General features: G+C 62.7%; 20 protein-coding genes and 1 pseudogene. 11 read left to right on the top strand and 10 right to left on the bottom strand.

The genetic code is table 11. The annotated features are described in order from the left end of the window. Window position 1 precedes the first annotated feature (1 nt). The 5 genes from lon to NXT3_RS06630 all read right to left on the bottom strand — a co-directional run bounded on the left by lon (window position 2) and on the right by NXT3_RS06630 (window position 7,975). Window positions 2–2,419: an endopeptidase La gene (lon, locus tag NXT3_RS06650; protein ID WP_097526437.1), complete on the bottom strand. Its 2,418-nt coding sequence runs from the start codon at window positions 2,417–2,419 to the stop codon at window positions 2–4. A 542-nt stretch (window positions 2,420–2,961) separates the two neighbouring features. Further along, a complete protein-coding gene (clpX, locus tag NXT3_RS06645) occupies window positions 2,962–4,239 on the bottom strand; it encodes an ATP-dependent Clp protease ATP-binding subunit ClpX (protein WP_018239383.1) in 1,278 nt (425 codons plus the stop codon). A 286-nt stretch (window positions 4,240–4,525) separates the two neighbouring features. Further along, entirely contained in the window at window positions 4,526–5,158 is a 633-nt protein-coding gene (gene clpP, locus NXT3_RS06640) for an ATP-dependent Clp endopeptidase proteolytic subunit ClpP (RefSeq protein ID WP_037389081.1), read from the bottom strand. Window positions 5,159–5,439: 281 nt separating this feature from the next. Then, complete coding sequence (locus tag NXT3_RS06635) at window positions 5,440–6,999, bottom strand: phospholipase D family protein (RefSeq protein ID WP_037414121.1); 1,560 nt, start codon at window positions 6,997–6,999, stop codon at window positions 5,440–5,442. Between the two features lie 118 nt (window positions 7,000–7,117). Continuing rightward, on the bottom strand, window positions 7,118–7,975 hold the full coding sequence (locus tag NXT3_RS06630; RefSeq protein ID WP_104839950.1) for an endonuclease/exonuclease/phosphatase family protein: 858 nt from the start codon (window positions 7,973–7,975) through the stop codon (window positions 7,118–7,120). 183 nt (window positions 7,976–8,158) lie between these two features. On the opposite strand from NXT3_RS06630, the gene NXT3_RS06625 reads away from it, so the two are divergent. Further along, on the top strand, window positions 8,159–9,406 hold the full coding sequence (locus NXT3_RS06625) for a cytochrome P450 (RefSeq protein WP_104838993.1): 1,248 nt from the start codon (window positions 8,159–8,161) through the stop codon (window positions 9,404–9,406). A gap of 83 nt (window positions 9,407–9,489) precedes the next feature. Beyond that, complete coding sequence (locus NXT3_RS06620; protein ID WP_104838992.1) at window positions 9,490–10,680, top strand: NosD domain-containing protein; 1,191 nt, start codon at window positions 9,490–9,492, stop codon at window positions 10,678–10,680. A gap of 21 nt (window positions 10,681–10,701) precedes the next feature. On the opposite strand, the gene NXT3_RS06615 is transcribed toward NXT3_RS06620, so the two are convergent. The 3 genes from NXT3_RS06615 to NXT3_RS06600 form a co-directional block, all read right to left on the bottom strand. Next, window positions 10,702–11,046, bottom strand: coding sequence for a cupin domain-containing protein (locus tag NXT3_RS06615; RefSeq protein WP_097526441.1), 345 nt, complete (start codon window positions 11,044–11,046; stop codon window positions 10,702–10,704). Window positions 11,047–11,361: 315 nt separating this feature from the next. After that, on the bottom strand, window positions 11,362–12,642 hold the full coding sequence (locus NXT3_RS06605) for an O-acetylhomoserine aminocarboxypropyltransferase (protein ID WP_097526558.1): 1,281 nt from the start codon (window positions 12,640–12,642) through the stop codon (window positions 11,362–11,364). Window positions 12,643–12,667: 25 nt separating this feature from the next. Then, the gene (locus NXT3_RS06600) at window positions 12,668–13,096 is read right to left on the bottom strand and encodes a CoA-binding protein (RefSeq protein ID WP_037414077.1); all 429 of its coding nucleotides are present in this window, start codon (window positions 13,094–13,096) and stop codon (window positions 12,668–12,670) included. A gap of 211 nt (window positions 13,097–13,307) precedes the next feature. On the opposite strand from NXT3_RS06600, the gene NXT3_RS06595 reads away from it, so the two are divergent. After that, window positions 13,308–14,144 (top strand): EamA family transporter, encoded by an 837-nt coding sequence (locus NXT3_RS06595; protein WP_104838991.1) that lies wholly within the window; start codon window positions 13,308–13,310, stop codon window positions 14,142–14,144. Here the strand turns inward: NXT3_RS06595 and NXT3_RS06590 are convergent. Next, a pseudogene (locus NXT3_RS06590) lies at window positions 14,141–14,963 on the bottom strand (enoyl-CoA hydratase). The gene NXT3_RS06595 and the pseudogene NXT3_RS06590 sit on opposite strands and share 4 nt — an antisense overlap. A gap of 151 nt (window positions 14,964–15,114) precedes the next feature. Between NXT3_RS06590 and NXT3_RS06585 the strand changes: the two are divergent. The 6 genes from NXT3_RS06585 to argC all read left to right on the top strand — a co-directional run bounded on the left by NXT3_RS06585 (window position 15,115) and on the right by argC (window position 19,094). Next, complete coding sequence (locus NXT3_RS06585) at window positions 15,115–15,546, top strand: PaaI family thioesterase (RefSeq protein WP_037414071.1); 432 nt, start codon at window positions 15,115–15,117, stop codon at window positions 15,544–15,546. A gap of 220 nt (window positions 15,547–15,766) precedes the next feature. Further along, complete coding sequence (gene rplM / locus NXT3_RS06580) at window positions 15,767–16,231, top strand: 50S ribosomal protein L13 (RefSeq protein ID WP_014327963.1); 465 nt, start codon at window positions 15,767–15,769, stop codon at window positions 16,229–16,231. Between the two features lie 2 nt (window positions 16,232–16,233). Next, complete coding sequence (gene rpsI, locus NXT3_RS06575) at window positions 16,234–16,701, top strand: 30S ribosomal protein S9 (RefSeq protein ID WP_018239369.1); 468 nt, start codon at window positions 16,234–16,236, stop codon at window positions 16,699–16,701. An 81-nt stretch (window positions 16,702–16,782) separates the two neighbouring features. Further along, entirely contained in the window at window positions 16,783–17,118 is a 336-nt protein-coding gene (locus NXT3_RS06570) for an antibiotic biosynthesis monooxygenase family protein (protein ID WP_037414064.1), read from the top strand. Between the two features lie 2 nt (window positions 17,119–17,120). Further along, a complete protein-coding gene (speB, locus tag NXT3_RS06565; protein WP_037414062.1) occupies window positions 17,121–18,077 on the top strand; it encodes an agmatinase in 957 nt (318 codons plus the stop codon). A gap of 84 nt (window positions 18,078–18,161) precedes the next feature. After that, a complete protein-coding gene (gene argC / locus NXT3_RS06560) occupies window positions 18,162–19,094 on the top strand; it encodes an N-acetyl-gamma-glutamyl-phosphate reductase (RefSeq protein ID WP_097526444.1) in 933 nt (310 codons plus the stop codon). A 72-nt stretch (window positions 19,095–19,166) separates the two neighbouring features. On the opposite strand, the gene NXT3_RS06555 is transcribed toward argC, so the two are convergent. Continuing rightward, entirely contained in the window at window positions 19,167–20,270 is a 1,104-nt protein-coding gene (locus NXT3_RS06555; RefSeq protein ID WP_095677929.1) for a COX15/CtaA family protein, read from the bottom strand. A gap of 211 nt (window positions 20,271–20,481) precedes the next feature. Here NXT3_RS06555 and NXT3_RS06550 point away from each other — a divergent pair, with 211 nt between their 5' ends. Beyond that, complete coding sequence (locus NXT3_RS06550) at window positions 20,482–20,694, top strand: DUF2842 domain-containing protein (RefSeq protein ID WP_037414046.1); 213 nt, start codon at window positions 20,482–20,484, stop codon at window positions 20,692–20,694. Window positions 20,695–20,711: 17 nt separating this feature from the next. After that, on the top strand, window positions 20,712–21,452 hold the full coding sequence (locus NXT3_RS06545; RefSeq protein ID WP_097526446.1) for a metallophosphoesterase family protein: 741 nt from the start codon (window positions 20,712–20,714) through the stop codon (window positions 21,450–21,452). Window positions 21,453–21,454 lie beyond the last annotated feature (2 nt).

The following is a 21,454-nucleotide window of genomic DNA, read 5'->3' as shown; positions in this document are numbered from 1 at the left end:
CTCAGTGGGCGATCGAGGTGCCCGCCTCGTCCTGCGAATCGACCGGCGAAATGGTGCCGGCATGGCTTGCCGGGTCCCATTCAATCGGCTCGGGACGCCGCGTCAATGCGTGCTCGAGCACCTCGCCCATCCGCGAAACCGGGATGATTTCGAGGCTGTTCTTCACATTGTCCGGGATCTCCGCAAGATCCTTGGCGTTCTCTTCAGGGATCAGCACCTTCTTGATGCCGCCACGCAGAGCCGCCAACAGCTTCTCCTTCAAGCCGCCGATCGGCAGGACACGGCCGCGCAGGGTGATCTCGCCGGTCATCGCCACATCCTTGGAGATCGGAATGCCGGTCATCACCGAAACAATTGCCGTCGCCATGGCGACGCCCGCCGACGGGCCATCCTTCGGCGTTGCACCTTCCGGCACGTGCACGTGGATGTCGCGCTTGTCGAAGAGCGGCGGCTCAATGCCGAAATCGATCGCACGCGATCGGACATAGGAGGCCGCCGCGGAAATCGATTCCTTCATGACGTCGCGCAGGTTGCCGGTGACCGTCATGCGGCCCTTGCCCGGCATCATCACGCCTTCGATCGTCAGCAATTCACCGCCCACCTCGGTCCAGGCAAGACCCGTGACAACGCCCACCTGGTCGTCGCGTTCGGCTTCGCCATGGCGGAAGCGCGGCACGCCGAGATAGTCGGGGACGTTCTCGGCCGTCACTTCGACCTTCTTGGTCTTGCCCTTTAGGATCTCGGTCACGGCCTTGCGCGCAAGCTTCATCAGCTCACGCTCGAAGTTGCGAACGCCCGCCTCGCGCGTGTAGGTCTGGATCACCGCCATAAGCGCGCCGTCGGTCACGGAGAACTCGTTCGGCTGCAGCGCATGATCGCGAATCGCCTTCGGCAGCAGGTGCCGCTTGGCGATTTCCAGCTTTTCCTCTTCCGTGTAGCCGGCGATGCGGATCACTTCCATGCGGTCCATCAGCGGCGCCGGAATGTTCAGCGTGTTCGCCGTGGTGATGAACATCACGTTCGAGAGGTCGTACTCGACCTCGAGATAGTGATCCATGAAGGTCGAGTTCTGTTCCGGATCGAGCACTTCGAGAAGCGCCGAGGACGGATCGCCGCGGAAGTCCTGGCCCATCTTGTCGATCTCGTCGAGCAGGAACAGCGGATTGGACCGCTTGGCCTTCTTCATCGACTGCACGACCTTGCCGGGCATGGAGCCGATATAGGTGCGGCGGTGGCCACGGATCTCGGCCTCGTCACGCACGCCGCCGAGCGCCATGCGGATATATTCGCGGCCGGTCGCCTTGGCGATAGACTTGGCGAGCGAGGTCTTGCCGACGCCCGGAGGGCCGACGAGGCACAGGATCGGGCCCCTGATCTTCGCGGAACGGGCCTGCACGGCGAGATACTCGACGATACGCTCCTTGACCTTGTCGAGACCGAAGTGATCGGCGTCCAGCACCTTTTCGGCGTGGTTGAGGTCCGTCTTGATCTTCGACTTCTTGCCCCAGGGCAGGCCCAGGAGCCAATCCAGATAATTGCGCACGACGGTCGCTTCGGCCGACATCGGGCTCATCTGGCGCAGCTTCTTCAGCTCCGCATCGGCCTTTTCGCGCGCTTCCTTGGAGAGCTTCGTCTTAGCGATACGCTCCTCGATTTCGGCCATCTCGTCGCGGCCGTCTTCGCTGTCGCCGAGCTCCTTCTGGATCGCCTTCATCTGTTCGTTGAGGTAGTACTCGCGCTGTGTCTTCTCCATCTGGCGCTTAACGCGCGAACGGATGCGCTTTTCCACCTGCAGAACCGAGATCTCGCCTTCCATGAAGCCGAGCGCCTTTTCAAGGCGCATCTTCACGCTGGTCGTCTCGAGCATTTCCTGCTTCTCGACGATCTTGATCGACAGGTGAGAGGCAACCGTGTCGGCGAGCTTGGAATAGTCGTCGATCTGGCTGGCGACGCCGACGACTTCCGGCGAAATCTTCTTGTTCAGCTTCACGTAGCTCTCGAATTCGGACACGACCGAGCGGCTCAGCGCCTCGATCTCGACCGGGTCCTCTTCCGGCTCGCGCAACACATGGGCGACCGCTTCGTAGAAGTCGTCGCGGGAGGTGTAGCGATCGATCTCCGCCCGTGCACGCCCCTCGACGAGAACCTTGACGGTGCCATCGGGGAGCTTCAGGAGCTGCAGCACGTTGGCGATCGTTCCGACGCGGTAGATCGCGGAGGGTTCCGGATCGTCATCCGTCGCATTGATCTGGGTCGCCAGCATGATCTGCTTGTCGGTGCCCATGACCTCTTCAAGCGCCCGGATGGACTTCTCGCGGCCGACGAATAGCGGCACGATCATATGCGGGAAGACCACAATGTCGCGCAACGGCAGAACCGGATAGGTCGCGCTTTCGGCCGGAGACGTTTTGTTCGTCATGTCTTTTCCTTTCCGTCCCGATTTCGGGCCCGTTCCCGGGAGCCTCAGCGGCACTCCCGGCTGTCAAATTTCCTTCACGAAAGTGGAGTGCAACAGGGGCCATTTCAAGGCCGGGCGCAATCTCCGCCTCCGTGGACAATTCTTGTTTTCTACGCTGAGAGGCTGATGCCGGCCTTACGTGGCCCCCCGACTCCGGCACCCAAACGCGTTCATTGAATCGTCGTATCATCGCGTTGTTGCGGAGGTTTCGCAATATTCTATTCGATTGACCCCAATCATTTTGGGGCGAAATTGCGAAGGGCTCGATCCGTCCTCATGAACGCCGCGGATGAGAAATGGCCGGGCCGGCGGCTTCACATCTTCGCGAGCAGCAAAAACCTGCCGGCGCGCACAAAAAAGCCCGCACTAGGCGGGCTCTCCCTGCACCGTAGAGTGCTACTGCATGTGTCCTTAAATCGTCCTCGATTTAAGGACACAGACATGCAGCAATTCAACGTGCGACAGCGGCCTTTGCGCGTAAAGACGCGCGGCGCTGTAGGTAATCAAGCCGAGACGTTGGTCTTCTCCTCGGAGCGATCCGAGTAGATATAGAGCGGTCGTGCCGTTCCCTTGACCACTTCGTCCGAGATCACCACTTCGCGAACGCCCTCAAGCGTCGGCAGTTCGAACATGGTGTCGAGCAGGATCTTTTCCATGATCGAGCGCAGCCCGCGCGCGCCCGTCTTGCGGACGATGGCCCTTCGGGCGATTTCGCGCAGCGCGTCCTCGTGGAAGGTCAATTCGACGTCTTCCATCTCGAACAGCCGCTGGTACTGCTTGACGAGCGCGTTCTTCGGCTCCGAGAGGATCTGTATCAGGGCATCCTCGTCCAAATCCTCGAGCGTGGCGAGAACCGGAAGACGGCCGATGAATTCCGGAATGAGGCCGAACTTGACTAGGTCTTCCGGCTCGAGATCGCGCAGCACTTCGCCGACCCGGCGATCTTCCGGTGCACGAACCGTGGCGCCGAAGCCGATCGAGGTCTTCTCGCCGCGGGCGGAGATGATCTTGTCGAGGCCGGCGAAAGCGCCGCCGCAGATGAACAGGATGTTCGTCGTATCCACCTGCAGGAATTCCTGCTGCGGATGCTTGCGGCCGCCCTGCGGCGGAACGGAGGCGACGGTACCTTCCATGATCTTCAGAAGCGCCTGCTGGACGCCCTCGCCCGAAACATCGCGGGTGATCGACGGGTTGTCTGACTTGCGCGAAATCTTGTCGACCTCGTCGATGTAGACGATGCCGCGCTGGGCGCGCTCGACATTGTAGTCGGCGGCCTGGAGCAGCTTCAGGATGATGTTTTCGACGTCTTCGCCGACATAACCCGCTTCCGTCAACGTCGTGGCGTCGGCCATGGTGAAGGGAACGTCGATGATACGGGCGAGCGTCTGCGCCAGATAGGTCTTGCCGCAGCCGGTCGGGCCGACGAGCATGATATTCGACTTGGCCAGTTCCACGTCGCTGCTCTTTGCCGCATGGGCAAGGCGCTTGTAGTGGTTGTGCACGGCGACCGACAGGATGCGCTTCGCCTGCTGTTGCCCGATGACATATTCGTCGAGAACCTTGATGATTTCCTGCGGCGTGGGAACGCCGTCGCGGGACTTGACCATCGAGGTCTTGTTCTCTTCCCGGATGATGTCCATGCAGAGTTCCACGCACTCATCGCAGATGAATACCGTGGGCCCGGCAATCAGCTTGCGCACTTCGTGCTGGCTCTTGCCGCAAAACGAACAATAGAGGGTATTCTTCGAGTCACCGCCGTTGCTACCGCTGACCTTGCTCATTTTCACTTCCTTCCAGCACGCCGGACACCTTCGGAAAGATATCACGGACCAGTCAATTCGCCTTGCGCACAGCAAACAGCGCCGCGCAAGGTTCCTGGGAGTACTCACCGCCTCAGGGCAATGCCTGATTTCGGTTGCAACGACTCTCCCGTCGAAATCCGAATGCTATACCCTAAACACCGGCACAGCATTAACGGTTCATATTAACGGCTTTGCCCTTCCGATAAAGCCCTCAGCCGTTACAATTGTGTCACATTCGCGTCTGCGGCGGCAGACGCGCCTGGCTTCAACCCTGTTCGCCGCCCTCCGCGGCTTCGCGCGAGGTGATCACCTTATCGATCAGGCCCCAATCGAGCGCCTCGTCGGCACTCATGAAATGATCGCGATCGAGCGTCTGCTCGACTTCCTCATAGGTGCGGCCGCAATGCTTGACATAGACCTCGTTCAAGCGGCGCTTCATCTTGAGGATGTCTCTGGCATGCCGTTCGATGTCGGAAGCTTGGCCCTGGAACCCGCCGGAGGGCTGGTGCACCATGATGCGCGCATTGGGCGTCGCAAAGCGCATGTCCTTGTGGCCGGCCGCCAGCAGCAGCGAGCCCATCGACGCTGCCTGGCCTATGCAAAGCGTCGAGACCGCCGGCTTGATGAACTGCATGGTGTCGTAGATCGCCATGCCGGCCGTGACGACGCCGCCCGGCGAGTTGATGTAGAGGGCGATTTCCTTCTTCGGATTTTCCGCTTCCAGGAAGAGCAATTGCGCGCAGACGAGCGTCGCCATGTGGTCTTCGACCGGGCCCGTAAGGAAGATAATGCGCTCCTTGAGCAGCCGCGAATAGATGTCGTAGGACCGTTCGCCGCGGTTGGTCTGCTCAACAACCATCGGCACAAGAGCCATGGCCGTATCAACTGGATTTCTCATATCGAACCTTCATAGTCGGGCCCGCAATCCCTTCGCGGACCGGGAATCATCGGATAAGCCTCAGTCCTTACATAGAGTGTCAATGCCCTTCACTTCAAGTCGCGAACATTCGATAAGCTTAATGGTCGCAGCGCTTGGAACCAACGTTTTTCATTGACCCCGTCGTCCTGCCGATAAAACACTTTTCCAGGTCCGCCACCCGATGGCATCGCCATTTCAGCCTTGCTCACAGGCATTCGCGGCGTCGGGGTAAACGATCCGTAAAGCTGATGCCCCGGCTGTCAGAGTTGGGATTCGAGCGGCAGGAAACGGATCGCTCCGGCAATCAGGCGACGGTGGGCGCCGGCGTCGGGCTCGCGCGCGAGCAGCCGGATCGCTCCGTTCGCCCGGTCGCGCCAGACGAGCCTTCCGCCTTCGAGTGCCAGCCGATAACTCCTCTCCGGCAGCGTCTCCTCGTCGAAGATGGACTGGAGCTCGTCGGCGAGCGCCGCGTCGGAGAAGATCACTCCCATCTCGGTGTTGAGGGAAGCGGAACGCGGATCGAAATTCATCGATCCCACATAGCCGAACCTGCCATCGACGACGAAGGCCTTCGTGTGCAGGCTAGCATTGCGGGCGCCGAACAGCGACATGCGATGGCGGTCGATCACCTCGCCGTATTCCTTGAGTTCATAGAGCTCGATGCCCCCCTCAAGCAGGCCCTTGCGATACTTCATATAGCCGCCGTGGACGGCTGCGACGTCCGTTGCGGCAAGCGAGTTCGTCAGCACGGCCACGCGCACGCCTTTCTTCGCGAGCGCCGTCAGCTGGCGCGTTCCCTCAGCCCCTGGAATGAAATATGGCGACATGATGCGCAGGTCGCGCTCGGCGTCGTTGATCAGCGGAAAAAGCTCGCGCAGCAGCCAGTTCTGCCGCTTCTGCAGCAGGGCCTTTTCGGGCGGGTCGAAGGCGAGCCGGACGCCGTCGCTCCGGTGAAGCCTGCGGCCGCCCCAGTAGAGATCCGCTCCGGCGTCGGCGTCACTCACTCTTTCCAGATAGAAGCGTGCCGCCGCGGTGCGCGCCAGCGTATCGAGTGTTTCGCAGAGCGCCGGCAGGTAGTGCTTGCGCGGCGTCCGGAGTGCTGCGATCGGCAACACGGATGCGCTGTTCCAGTATTGGTCGAACATCGCCGTGGCCTGATCGGCGACGGGTCCCGTGAGCCAGACATCCAGGTCGCGGAAATTCGACAGTTCGGCCGCATCAAAATAGGCGTCGCCGATATTGCGTCCCCCGGCGATCGCTACCCGGCCATCGGCAATCCACAATTTATTGTGCATGCGCCGCGTCGCGCTCAAGGCGCGCACCGCCATTTCAAAGCCGCGGCGGAACCGATCGGTGCGCGCCCGGCTGGGATTGAACAGGCGCACGTCGATATTCGGATGCGCGTCGAGCGCTATGCAGAGCCGGTCGTGGATGCCGGCATTGATGTCGTCGAGCAGCAGCCGCACCCTCACGCCCCGGTCGGCCGCCTTGATGATCTCGCGGGTGAGGAGAAAACCTGTCAGCTCGTCCTTCCAGTAGTAATATTGCAGGTCGAGACTGCGGCCAGCGGCGCGGGCGGAATGGGCACGCGCGACGAAGGCCTCGATGTTGTCCGAGATCAGCGCAACGGCGCACTCGCCGGGACTGGCGGAAAGAAGCGAAGCAACGCTTGCATCGATCCGGGTCGGCTTGCCGCCGACAGGCAGGGCGAAGGACCTGGGGGCCTGCGGACGGCGCCCGAACACGCCGTAGACATATAATGTCGCGGCGGCGACAAGAACCAGGAGAACGGCAAGAAAGAACGCAATCCAGAAGAACATCCACGCCGTCCACAGCATCGGCTGCGTCCTCAGACGCGCCGCGGCTCCTTTAACATCTTGGGTTCTCGACCAATTCTACTTGAAATCGAACCCGATTTAAGAGGCTGTTCGGACGGCTTCACGCCGACGCCAGGTCGATCAGCCCTGCCCGGTTGTCGGTGCCGCCGTCCTTGAGAGCAGCCTTGAGATCGATCGACGCCTTCACCGGAAGGTGATCGGACGCCACCCGCGCCAGCGGCGTGTCGTGCACCGACACCGACGTCACGAGATGATGCGGATTGCCAAGCACGCGATCGAGCGGCAACAGCGGGAAACGCGATGGAAAGCTCGCAACTGTCGCATGGGTCGGGTCGAAAATGGGACTGAGGAAGCTCAGCGAAGAACGTCTACCCATGCGCCACTCGTTGAGGTCGCCGATGAGCAGCGTCGGCCGGCCGACGCCGTCGGCCGCAACCCGCAGGATACTCTCCGCCTGCCGCGCCCGGGAGTGGCGCAACAGGCCGAGATGGGCGGCGATCACCCGCAGCGGTCCGGCCTTGAGATCAAGATCGACGACCAGCGCGCCACGCGGCTCGACGCCCGGAAGATTGAGCTGCCGAACGTCGGATACGGCGCCTTCCCTGAGCAGGAGGACATTGCCATGCCAGCCGTGCCCCTTTTCCGAGAAAGGGGAGATCGGCACCGAAACAAGATGGGCCTCGCGTCGCAGATGCTCGAGATCCAGGAGCCCGGCGCGTTCGCCAAACCGCTGGTCGGCCTCCTGGAGCGCGACGATATCCGCGCCGATCTCGGTGATGACCTGAGCGATGCGGCCCGGATCGAAGCGCCCGTCCGTGCCTACGCATTTGTGGATATTGTAGGAGGCGATCACGATATCGCCACGGCTCACGGCCGCGTCGCGATTGACCACGGTCGGCCGCCGTTTCCGGATCGCGGCCATGATGCCCGCGGAAAAACTGCCTTGCGTTTTTGCCATGCCGCTCCCTGCTGCTGCCGCATCATGCTCAATGAGATCAATCATTGCCACTGAAAAAGTCGATATTGCGGATGTTGTTCCTTGAGGCCGATGCCGATCGATTGCTCTTGCCGCAGTCCCGCCCGGCGCAATAGAGATGGGGGTGGAAGCATCAGCCTGCCTATTTATCGAGAGCCCGATATCATGTCTCCAGCCCCCGGCATTACCATCGACGGCCCCGCGCGGCGCGTTTCTCTCGACGTTCGCAACCCCGACTTTTTCCGCAATCCGCTGCCGGCCTATAGCGCACTCCATGCGCAATGTCCGGCCTTCTTCTGGGAAGAACCGCAACAGTGGTATTTCGCAGGCTACGACCAGGTGAACGCCCTTCTGCGCGACCGGCGCTTCGGCCGGCAGATCCTGCATGTGGCGACGCGGGAGGAACTCGGCCTGCCCGCACCGAAATCGCATCTCAAGGATTTCGACGCGCTCGAAGAACATTCGCTGCTGGAGCTCGAGCCGCCGGCCCATACGCGGTTGCGCACGCTCGTCAACCGAGCCTTCGTTTCGCGGCAGATCGAGCAGCTTCGGCCGGATATCGAAACGCTCTCGCATGCGATCATCGACGGCTTCGAAAAGGACGGCGAGGTCGAACTCTTGAAGACCTACGCCGAGACGATCCCGGTCACCATCATCGCCCGCATGCTCGGCATTCCGGTCGAGAGCGCTCCTCGCCTCCTCGACTGGTCGCACCGGATGGTGAAGATGTATGTCTTCAATCCAAGCTTCGAGACCGAACTCGACGCCAACCGGGCTTCCACCGAATTTGCCGCATATCTGAAGGATATCATCGCGGAGAAGCGCGTCAGTCCGGCAGACGACCTGCTGACCCATATGATCAGCTCGGAGAAGGACGGCGAGCGCCTCTCGGAGGCCGAATTGATCTCGACGACGGTGCTGCTTCTGAACGCCGGTCACGAGGCGACCGTGCACCAGATCGGCAATGCGGTCAGCACCATCCTGAAATCCGGCCTTTCTCCCGACACGCTGTTTGCGAGCGAGGAAGCGACGGCTCGAACGGTGGAAGAATGCCTGCGCTTCGCCGCGCCGCTCCATATCTTCCAGCGCTACGCCCTCTCGGATATCGGACTGGAAGACGGCATCTCTCTCAGGAAAGGCGACAAAATCGGCCTGATGCTCGGGGCGGCCAATGTCGATCCGCGCAAGTTCACTGCCCCGGACACGTTCAGGCCGGACCGCAACGAGGGCGCCAATGTCTCCTTCGGCGCCGGCCTGCACTTCTGCATCGGCGCGCCGCTCGCACGGCTTGAACTCAATCTTTCCCTGCCGATCCTGTTCCGCCGCCTGCCCGGGCTGCGGCTCAAGCGCGAGCCGCCGGTCAAGGACAGCTTCCACTTTCACGGGCTGGAGCGGCTGGATCTCGTCTGGTAGCCGGAAAGGCACACCTTCGTTCAGAGTCGATTAAGCATAAGGCCCTATTCGGCTCTGAACGGAACCGTCACAGGAGCCTGCCGATGTCGCCGATCAAGTTCACAAGCCTGGTTCTCCTCAGCCTTGCCTTGAGCGGCTGCCAGAGCGAGCTGGCAACAGTTGCCGACGCAGCTTTCAGGAATCCGCCCCTGGTCGCGCAACCTGACACGGGCCGGCCAACCACGCCCACAACGCCAGCCGACCCGCCGACACTTCCCTCCCCTCCGCCAGTCGAGACTGTCGATGCCAAGCCGGGCTGCGACGCGGAGGTTCAATCCAAGCTGAAGGCGCCCGGAACCAATCCGGTGACACTTGCCTGCAGCCTTCGGCTGACCTCTGCCGATGTCATCACCCATCCACTGGTCTTCGAGGGAAGTGCCGCGTCCGGATCGGTGCTCGACTGCGGCGGCGGAACGCTCGGTGTCAGTGCAGGTCAATCGCGCAAGGAGAAGACCGCTGTCGCCGTTCGCTCCAGGAAAGCGGGCTCCGGCCCCTGGGATGCGCCGTCGAACGTGACGATCCGCAATTGCAGGATCAAAGGCTTCGTCCGCGTCTACGGCCTCGGCGAGAACGCCAACGGCGGGACCATGAAGGCATCATCGCGCAACCCCGACCACACGGCTTTCGCCCAGGCATCGGCTCCGAGGAACGTGCGGCTCGAAAACATCGCCTTCGACGCTCCGGATGGAATACCCTTCTATGTGGGGCCCGGCGTCACCAACGCGGCTCTCGTCAACTCGCAGATCGACGGCCGGTCGACGGCCGTCGCCGTCTATCTCGATGCGGAGTCCGCCAACAACACGATCAGCAACAACGTCTTCGGGATCTCCACGGAGAAGCGCGAATTGATCGCCATCGACGGCTCGGCGAACAACCGGATCACCAACAACATCTTCGAGCGCTCCGACAATGGCGGCATATTCGTTTACCGTAACTGCGGCGAAGGCGGCGTCATCCGGCACCAAAAACCGCAGCACAATCAGATCGTCGGCAACACCTTCCGCTACCGGTCCTCATTCCTCGCCCGGCCGGCGGTCTGGTTGAATTCCCGCAACGGCAGCAGCAGCTATTGCTTCACGGACCCGGCCTACCCCTTCGGCAGCAGCGCCAGCAATCGCGATTTCGCGCAGAACAATGTGGTGCGCAACAACAAGCTCGAAGGCGGATCGGACAGCCTCATCCGCAATGACGATCCCACCAACGACATCGGCGCGAATACCGCGACCGGCGGATAGGCGGTCGAAAACCGCCGCGCGTCAAAGCCGGATCACGTAATCCTTGCGGGTCGTCTCGACGACCTCCCAGGTTCCGGCAAAACCCGGCCGCAGCACTAGGCTGTCGCCGGGCTTGAGGTGCATCGGCCCGCCGCCGTCCTCCGTCACGACCGAATGGCCGGAGAGGACGTGGAAATACTCCCATTCGTCATAGACGATACGCCACTTTCCGGGTGTCGCCTCCCAGATGCCGGCATAGAGCCCGTCCGGCGCTTCCTCGAAATTCCAGGTGCGGAACTCCGGGTTTCCCGAAATCAGCCGATCGGGCGCCGGGGCACCGATTTCCGGCTCAACCGAAGCAAGGTCGAATTTCAGCACGTAACTCATGAGCCCCCTCCGTCGCAGCGGCGCGTCCGTCGCCGGTTCAAATTGCAGTTCCTCGCATACGACGCGGCCCGATCCTACGACGCTGAATTCAAATGCAGGAATATGCTTCGTTCACCTGCGCTCATGGCAGGCTCGGCGGCGAGATGAACTGATAATAGGCCCACACCAGGACCAACGCGGCTATAACCGCGATCCAGATAAGCGCTTTCCGCTGCAGTGGGCTGGCAGTCCTCTGCTCCTGCTTTGGTTTCCGTCGTTCGAACTTAACGATATTGTCGTGGCTCATGTCATACCCTCAGTCGGCGGTGAATCTCGTCAAATTGCTGCAAGCGCCTGCTCCAGGTCGGCGATGATGTCGTCGACATCCTCGATGCCGATCGACAGCCGCACGACGTCGGGACCCGCCCCGGCCGCGACCTGCTGTTCGGGCGTAAGCTGCCGATGGGTCGTCGAGGCGGGGTGAATGACCAGCGAACGGGTGTCGCCGATATTGGCAAGATGCGAAAACATCTCGAGGCTCTCGACGAAGCGCTTTCCCGCCTCGTACCCGCCCGCGAGACCGAAGGTGAAGACCGCGCCCGCCCCTTTCGGCGAATAGCGCTTCTGAAGCGGATGGTTCGGGTCGTCCTCGAGCCCGGCATAGCGCACCCACGAGACTTTTTCCTGCCGCTGCAGCCACGCCGCGACGGCGAGCGCATTGTCGCAATGGCGCTGCATCCTCAGCGGCAATGTCTCGACGCCGGTCTGGATCAGGAAGGCGTTGAAAGGCGAGATCGCCGGACCGAAATCCCGAAGTCCCAGAACACGCGCGGCGATCGCAAGGGCAAAATTACCGAAGGTCTGGTGCAGCACGATCCCGCCATATTCCGGACGTGGCTCGGAGAGAAGCGGATATTTCCCGGATTTCGACCAATCGAACGTGCCGCCATCGACGATGATCCCGCCCATCGAGTTGCCGTGGCCGCCGATGAACTTGGTCAGCGAGTGGACGACGATATCGGCCCCATGCTCCAGCGGCCGCACCAGATAGGGCGTCGCCATCGTGTTGTCGACGATCAGCGGCAACCCGTGCCGACGCGCGACTTCGGCAATCGCGGCAATATCGACGAAGATGCCGCCGGGGTTGGCAAGGCTTTCGATGAAGATCGCTTTGGTCTTCTCGTCGATCTGCGCCTCGAAGCTTTCGGGGTCGTCGCCATCGGCCCAGCGCACCTGCCAGTCGAAGGACTTGAAGGCCTGGCCGAACTGGTTGACGGAGCCGCCGTAAAGCTGCCTTGCGGCGACGAAATTGTCGCCCGGACTCATGATCGCATGGAAGACGAGAAGCTGGGCCGCGTGCCCGGAGGCGGTGGCCAGCGCCGCCGTGCCGCCCTCGAGCGCTGCGATGCGCTCCTCCAGCACCGCCTGCGTCGGGTTCATGATGCGGGTGTAGATGTTGCCGAATTGCTGCAGGCCGAAGAGCGCCGCCGCGTGATCCGCGTCATTGAAGACGAAGCTCGTCGTCTGATAGATCGGCGTCGCCCGCGCGCCGGTCGTGGGGTCGGGCTGCGCTCCCGCATGGACGGCGAGCGTGCTGAAGCCGGGGCCGGTCTTCATCATTCCTAACTCCATGGTTGGCGGGTCAGCCGATCAGGCGCGGATATTCGATCGCCGGACACCGGTCCATGACCACGTTGATGCCCGCCGCCTCTGCCTTGGCGGCCGCCTTGTCGTCGCGGACCGACAACTGGCCCCAAATGACCTTGGGCAGATTCGGCAGCGAAAGAATTTCGTCTACCAGTGCAGGCAAGGCGTGGGCGGCGCGGAAGACGTCGACCATGTCTACAGGCTCGTCGATATCCGCGAGCCGTGCCACCACGGTCTGGTCGAGGATCGTCCGGCCCGCATGGCCCGGATTGACCGGGATGACGCGGTATCCCTTGCGCAAGAGGAAGGCCATGACGCGGTGGCTCGGTCGCTCCGGCTTCGGCGACGCGCCAACGAGAGCAATGGTCCTGGTCTCGCGCAGGATGTCGGCGAGGTAGTGATCCGGGTAGACATCGTGGTTCATGCTTGCGTCCAAGTATTGTTGTCGTTGCCGCGCGATAGTTGGGGCGGCGCGGCAACGAGTCAACCAAGGCTGCGTTCGCATCCGGCCCTATGCACCGTTTCGTAGCCGTGAGCGCTCTCTCAACGCCAGTTCTCCAAATCCGGTTGCATTTCGGGGGAAGCAAGGCGACAAACGCGGAGAATTCCCTCCAAGTCGCCCGTAGAGGTTCACCTTGCCGCTTGATGTCATCGCGCTCGTGCTCTTCGGGGCGCTGCTGCACGCGATCTGGAACGCGCTGGTCAAGGCGGGCGCGGAAAAATCGCTGGATGCCGCCATGATCGCGCTTGGCGCCGCTGTCGTGGCGCTGCCTTTCCTGCCGTTGCTGCCGCTGCCCGACGCCGAAGCGTGGCCCTATATCCTTGCTTCGGCAGTGCTGCAGTTCGCCTATTTCCAGCTCGTGGCGGCCGCCTACGGCGCCGGGGACATCGGCCTCGTCTACCCGCTGATGCGCGGCGTGGCGCCGCTCATCGTCGCCGCCACCAGCAGCATCGTCGTCGGCGAGCATCTTACCGGCGGCGCGCTCGCCGGCATCCTGACGATCTCGGCCGGCGTGCTGACGCTCGCCTTCGAATCGCGCAAGGGCGGCAAACAGGCGATCGGGCTGGCGCTCTCAAATGCCTGCGTGATCGCCAGCTACACTTTCGTCGACGGTATCGGCGCGCGGGTCTCCGGCAATGCCATTTCCTACACGCTGTGGATGGCGCTGCTGCCGCCCGTCCTGCTCTTTGCTTGGGCCTTCGCCAGCCGCGGCGTCAAGCCCGTGCTCCGCCACGTCCGGCACCACTGGTGGCGCGGCCTCATCGGCGGAGCGGGCTCGATCGGCGCCTACGGACTGGCGCTCTGGGCCATGACCAGGGCGCCCGTCGCGACCGTCGCGGCGCTTCGCGAAACGGCGATCCTTTTTGCGGTGGTGATTTCCGTCGTCTTCCTCAAGGAGCGCGTCAGCGTCTGGCGCATAGCCGCCGCCGGCGTCATTGCCCTTGGTGCCTTGCTCCTAAGACTTGCCTAGTCTTCCTTCCACTCCGGCATGCGTTTGCCGATAAACGCGCCGATCCCTTCCTGCGCATCGCGTGCCAGCATGTTCTCGACCATCACGCCGACCGCATAGTCATAGGCGTCGGCGAGCGGCATCTCTGCCTGGCGGTAGAAGGCCTCTTTGCCGATCCTCAGTGCCTGCGGCGACTTCGAGGCGATGACGGAGGCATACTTGTCGACCACCTGACGCAGATATTGCTGCGGCACGATCCGGTTGACGAGGCCGAAGTCCTTCGCGGTCGAGGCGTCGATCGTTTCGCCCGTCAGCAGCATTTCCATCGCCTGCTTGCGATGGGCCGCGCGCGACAGGGCGACCATCGGAGTCGAACAGAAGAGACCGATATTCACGCCCGGCGTGCAGAAGGTCGAGCTGTCGGTGCAGATGGCGAGATCGCAACTCGCGACCAACTGGCAGCCGGCCGCGGTGGCGAGACCGTCAATCTCGGCGATGACCGCCTGCGGCAGCTTCGTGATCTTCAGCATGATGTCGGCCGCCAACCGAACGGCACTCTCGAAGAAGGCCCTGCCGCCATCCTCATCGGCGCGATTGCAGCGTCATTTCCTTCAGGTCGTGGCCGGCGGAAAAGACCTTACCCGTGGCCGCGATGACGACGACCTTGATCTCCTTGGCGCCGGCAGCGGCGTCGAGTTCGGCCGCAAGCGCCTGCATCAGCGCAATCGACAGTGCGTTGGCCGGAGGGTTGTTGAGCGTCAAGCGCAAGACCGGACCGTTCGTCTCTCGCAGCAAAGGCCCGTTCGGCTCTTCCTTCTTGAATGCAACGACATCCGCCATGGTCTTCTCCGGTTCGCCGTAGGTCGGCCCGTGGTACGCCGCCGCTACCGCTCTTTCAACCCCGGGGCAGCATCTCCGGCTAAGACCATTTTTCGGCTTGCGCGGCGGGCTCGGACGTCCTGTAACGGGTGTAAGCAATGGAGGGATGCGCATGAGCTTGCAGCCGATCATGACCGTCGAGGAGCTCAATCGCTTCCTCGACACGGATTTTCCGCAGGTCCATACGGACGGCAAGGTCTTCGCCGTGACGGCGACCGGCCCCGGTTTTGCGACGATGCGGCTTGACCCGAACGAGCGCCACATCCGCCCGGGCGGCACCGTTTCCGGGCCGACGCTGTTCGCGCTTGCCGACGTCTCGGCCTATATAGCACTGATCGCGCATATCGGTCCGGTCGCGCTCGCGGTCACCACGAACCTCAACATCAACTTCCTGCGCAAGCCTGAGCCCGAGCCGCTCGAATGCACCTGCCGGATCCTGAAGCTGGGCAAGCGGCTTGCGGTCCTCGATGCCTCAATTGCGCCCGTTGGCGGCGACGATCTGGTGGCGCATGCCACCGCGACGTATTCGATTCCGCCTCGCTGAGATGTGGTATTATAAAACCATAGTTCTAAGGATTTGATTTTACATAGAAATCTTTTAGGATCTCAGGAACGTGGCACTTGACCTAACTTTTGCGCTTGCGTATAAGCTGCCCCCAGATCGCGGTCCATTTTGGGCCGCCTTCTTTTTTGGCCTCCTCAGAGCCAAAGCAAGCAACAAGAAACGCCCGGCTCGCTTCCGGGTCCAACGAAAGAGTTTAGATATGGCAACCTTCGTTCAGAAGCCTGCAGAGGTGGAGAAGAAGTGGATCCTCATCGACGCCGAAGGCCTCGTTGTCGGTCGCCTCGCTTCCATCATCGCAAACCGCCTGCGCGGCAAGCATAAGGCCACCTTCACGCCGCACGTCGACGACGGCGACAACGTCATCGTCATCAACGCCGAGAAGGCCGTTCTCACCGGCAAGAAGTACACCGACAAGAAGTACTACTGGCACACCGGCTATCCCGGCGGCATCAAGGAGCGCACCGCTCGCCAGATCATCGAGGGCCGCTTCCCGGAGCGCGTCATCGAGAAGGCCGTCGAGCGCATGGTTCCGCGTGGTCCGCTCGGCCGTCGCCAGATGAAGAACCTGCGTGTCTACGCCGGTACGAACCACCCGCATGAAGCACAGCAGCCGACCGTCCTCGACGTCGCCAAGCTGAACAGCAAGAACACAAGGAGCGCCTGATAATGGCTGACCTTTCCGCTCTCAAGGATATTGCCACGACCGCGGAACCGGCCGCTCCGGTTCACGTCAAGAAGGTCGACGCGCAGGGCCGCTCCTACGCGACCGGCAAGCGCAAGGACGCCGTCGCCCGCGTTTGGGTTAAGGCCGGCTCCGGCAAGATCACCGTCAACGGCAAGCCGTTCTCGGCCTACTTCGCCCGCCCGGTCCTGCAGATGATCCTGCAGCAGCCGATCGTCGCCGCTGCCCGTGACGGCCAGTTCGACGTCGACGCGACCGTTGCCGGCGGCGGCCTCTCCGGCCAGGCCGGTGCCGTTCGTCACGGCATCGCCAAGGCGCTGACCTACTTCGAACCGGGCCTGCGCTCCGTTCTGAAGCGCGGCGGTTTCCTCACCCGCGACAGCCGCGTCGTCGAACGCAAGAAGTACGGCCGTGCGAAGGCACGCCGTTCGTTCCAGTTCTCCAAGCGCTAATCGCGCTCACGGATTACGAGATCGAAAGGCGGGGCTTTCAGCTCCGCCTTTTCTTTTGCGGATCGGTCACGGGAGCGTCGGATGCCCTTCGCCAAATTGCCTGCCCCGCCCTACTACGTCGTCTGCTTCTCTTCCGCCCGAACCGACGGCGACAACGGCTATGGAGACATGGCCGACGCGATGGAGAAACTGGCGCGGGAGCAGCCCGGCTTTCTCGGCCTAGAGAGCGCCCGCGGCAATGACGGCTTCGGGATCACCAATGCCTTCTGGCGCGATGAAGATTCCATCCGAGCCTGGAAAAGAAACGTCGATCATCTCGCCGCGCAAAAGCGCGGCCGTGCCGAATGGTACAGCCACTATGAGGTGCGCGTGGCGCGGGTCGAGCGCGCCTATGGCTTCAGCAAGACAGAGGGTTGAAGATGGCTCCGAAATCCATCGATCACGCGATTACCGCCGGTTCGCTGCACGGTGCCGCCACGGACCCGACCCATGCCGGCGTGCTTTCCTTCATGCGGCGCAAATATTCGAAGCGGCTGCAAGACGTGGATGCCGTCGTCTGGGGCATTCCTTTCGACGCCGCCACCTCGAATCGCCCCGGCGCGCGTTTCGGTCCGCAGGCGATCCGCCGGGCGTCGGCGATCTTCGACAACGATCCCCAATACCCGTTCCAGCGCGATCTCTTCGCCGACATGGCGACGATCGACTATGGCGACTGCCTGCTCGACTATGGCAACCATGCGAAGACCCCAGCCACGATCGAGCGCGAGGCGGCGAAGATCCTGAGGTCGGGCGCCTATCTGCTGACGCTTGGCGGCGACCATTTCGTCACCTATCCGATCCTCAAGGCGCACGCAGCGCTCCACGGCCCCCTCGCGCTCGTGCAATTCGACGCGCATCAGGATACCTGGCCGGATGAAAAGGGCCGTATCGACCACGGCTCCTTTGTCGGTCGGGCCGCGCGCGAGGGGCTGATCGACGTCGAGCGGTCGATCCAGATCGGCATCCGCACGCATGCGCCGGACGACTGCGGCATCCGCATCGTCCACGGCTACGAGGTCGAGGAGATGCGCGCCGAAGAGGTCGCCGACACCATCGTCCGGCATGTCGGCAGCCATTCGGCCTACCTGACCTTCGATATCGATTGCCTCGACCCGGCTTATGCTCCGGGCACCGGCACGCCGGTTGCGGGCGGTCCGTCCAGCGCCAAGATCCTCTCGGTGCTGCGCAAGCTGGGAGCATTGCATATCGCCGGCAGCGACGTCGTCGAGGTGGCGCCCGCCTATGACCATGCCGACCTGACCGCCATTGCTGGCTCGACCATCGCCATGTATATGCTGGGCCTTCGAGCCGAATGGCTGGCGGAACGGCGCGGCTGATCGCCGCCGCTCAAGAAACTGATTCAATTCTATGCCAGATTGAATCCGGAAACCCCGGTAACCATCTGCAGGAGCAGGAAAATCATGAAACCGAAGATCTTCATCGATGGCGAACACGGCACGACGGGCCTGCAGATCCGGACCCGCATGGCCGGTCGTTCCGATCTCGAGCTCCTGTCGATCCCGGAAGCGGAACGCCGTAACGCGGCGATGCGTGAAGACCTTCTGAACAGCGCCGACATTGCCATCCTCTGCCTGCCGGACGACGCCTCGCGCGAAGCGGTCGCCATGGTCGCCGGCAACAATCGGGTGCGGATCATCGACACATCGACAGCGCACCGCGTCGCGCCCGACTGGGCCTATGGCTTTGCCGAGATGGACAAGGCACAGCCCGCCAAAATTCGCGACGCGCGGCACGTCTCAAATCCCGGCTGCTATCCGACCGGCGCCATCGGCCTGATCCGGCCGCTGCGCCAGGCGGGCGTCCTGCCGGACGGCTACCCGGTCACCGTCAACGCCGTCTCCGGCTATACCGGCGGCGGCAAACAGATGATCGCGCAGATCGAGGACGAGAACCACGCCGACCGCATCAGCGCCCCACACTTCCTCTACGGCCTCCCGCTCAAGCACAAGCATGTGCCGGAAATGAAGATGCACGGTCTGCTCGAGCGCGCGCCGGTCTTCTCACCCTCGGTCGGCAAGTTCCCGCAGGGCATGATCGTCCAGGTGCCGCTTTATCTCGACGACCTCGCCGCCGGAACGACGCTCGAAAGCATCCATGCCGCGCTCGCCGCGCACTATGCCGGCCAGTCGATCGTCGAAGTGGTTCCGCTTGCCGACAGCGCAAAGCTTGCCAGGATCGACGCCACCGAGCTCGCCGGCAAGGACACGATGAAGCTCTTCGTATTCGGAACCAGCGGCGGTGCCCATGTGAACCTCGTCGCCCTGCTCGACAATCTCGGCAAGGGCGCCTCGGGCGCGGCCGTCCAGAACATGGACCTGATGCTGTCTGCCTGACAAAGGCTCAGGAAACAAAACCCCGGCAGTCATCGCTGCCGGGGTTTTTCTTTGCGCCTTTCGAGCCGCGGATCAGTTGCGGATTTCGATCGCCGTCGGTCTCGGATATTCGCCGACGAAGCCGCGCCAATGGGCGATCGCGAAGCCGAGCACGACAAGCGCGCCTGCCTGGTGAAGCACGCCCCAGCCGATCGGCACCTGCAGAACGAGCGTCGTGATACCGATCGCGGCCTGGATGGCTATCAATGCAAGGAGAAGCACTGAACGGCGTGCATGCGTCGTGCCCGGCGCGGCTCGAAGGGAGGCGACCATGTGCACGAGCACCAGCGCAAACAGCAGGTAGGCGCCGGCGCGGTGCAGGAACTGCACGGTCTTCGGATTCTCGAAAAGGTTGATCCAGGCGGGCTGCTGCACGAAGAGATCCCCCGGTACGAGGGCGCCATCCATCAGCGGCCAGGTATTGTAGCTCAGGCCGGCGTCGAGACCGGCGACGAGCGCGCCCAGATAGATCTGGAAGAGGCTGATCACTGCGATGATGGCGGCCATCATTCGCGACCTTTGCGTCGGCGCCGCATCGCCGGAATGCGGCGAAAGCCCGCGATAGATCCACATGCAGGCAGCAAAGATCAGACAGGCGATCACCAGATGCGTGGCAAGGCGGTACTGGCTGACCTCCGTGCGCTCGACGAGACCGGAGGAGACCATCCACCAGCCGATGAAGCCCTGAAAGCCCCCGAGCGCCAGAATGCCGAGGAGCGGCAGCCGCAATCGCGGCTCGATCCGCCGGGTCAGCCAGAAGAACAGAAGCGGCAGGGCGAAGACCACGCCGATCCCGCGCGCGAGCAGCCGGTGCGCCCATTCCCACCAGAAGATCGTCTTGAACTCCTCGACGGTCATTCCCTTGTTCATCTGCTCATATTGTGGAATGCGCTGGTAAAGGCGGAACTCCTCCTCCCATTCCTCCGCGGACAGAGGCGGAACGACGCCATGGATCGGCTTCCACTCAGTGATCGACAGGCCGGACTCCGTCAGGCGCGTCGCACCGCCGACAATCACCAGGGCGAACAGGGCGAACAGGACGACCGCGAGCCAACCGCGGATCTGCCGGCGATTGCGCTCGGCTCTGTCGATCTCGCGCCGCAGCGTCTGTTCCGTTGCCAGTTCGGCATGCGCCATGACGTCTTCCTCGTTTGTCGGCGACAACCTTGTAGGGACGGGTTGCCGCCAAGCGTTCGAAAGCCGTTGATTTGCACCAGAGCGGCGTGCAAAACAAGGCCGAAGCCTTTGCGGCATGCCGTCGCGGCCAGTTCCAGGTTGAAGCGGGATGCAGGGAGCCGCAAGCAATTCTCCCGATCCGGCGCGGCTGCCGCCATCCGAAAGACATCCAATGCCCCTACGCCTCAGAAAACTCATCGGCACCGTCCTCATCATCATTCTTGTCATCGTCTATGCGCTGGCGGCAGTCACCTTTGCCTCCCTGCTACTCGGCGCGTCGCCCTGGTGGGTGCATCTTCTCTATTTCTTCTTCACCGGGCTCCTGTGGATCCTTCCGGCGATGCTGATCATCAAGTGGATGGAAAAACCGGCAAACAATCGCTGACCGGCTGAGGTGCACCCATGAAGATCGCCGTCATCTCCGACATTCACGGCAACGACCTGGCACTTGAGGCGGTGCTGGCGGACATCGACGCCCAGGGGATCGACGACATCGTCAATTTGGGTGACCACCTGAGCGGACCGCTCAATGCCGCCCGCACGGCGGACCTCCTGATCGACCGCGGAATGCCGGCGATCCGCGGCAATCACGATCGTTACCTGCTGACGCTGGAGCCGGCCAAAATGGGGCCTTCCGATCGCGCGGCCTGTGACGAACTCGAACCGCGCCACAAGGAATGGCTGGCTGCGCTCCCGGAAACGCTCGTCCATCGCGATACGTTCTTCCTCTGCCACGGCACGCCCACGAGTGACGAGACCTACTGGATGGAGGCGCTGACAGCCGATGGCGTCGTCCACATGGCTGCGCGAAAGGCGATCGAGCGTTTGGCCGATGGTGTCGACTACCCGGTGATCCTCTGCGGACACACGCATATTCCGCGCGCCGTGCGGCTGGCGGACGGGCGCCTCCTCGTCAATCCCGGCAGCGTCGGCTGCCCGGGTTACGATGACGATCAACCCGTGGCGCACAACGTGGAAACCGGCGCGCCGGACGCGCGCTACGCTATCGTCGAATGCACTTCTGACGGTTGGACTGTCAGCTTCCGCTGCCTGCCCTACGACCACAGGGCAATGTCGCGCCTCGCCGCCGAACGCGGCCGAGCCGACTGGGCAGCCGCGCTGGCGACCGGATTTCTGGACTGAGG

Origin of the sequence: Sinorhizobium fredii (genome assembly GCF_002944405.1) — a bacterium.
Lineage (GTDB): Bacteria > Pseudomonadota > Alphaproteobacteria > Rhizobiales > Rhizobiaceae > Sinorhizobium > Sinorhizobium fredii_C.
Note: the sequence above shows the minus strand (reverse complement) of the source record. Positions and strands in the feature narration are given on the sequence as shown.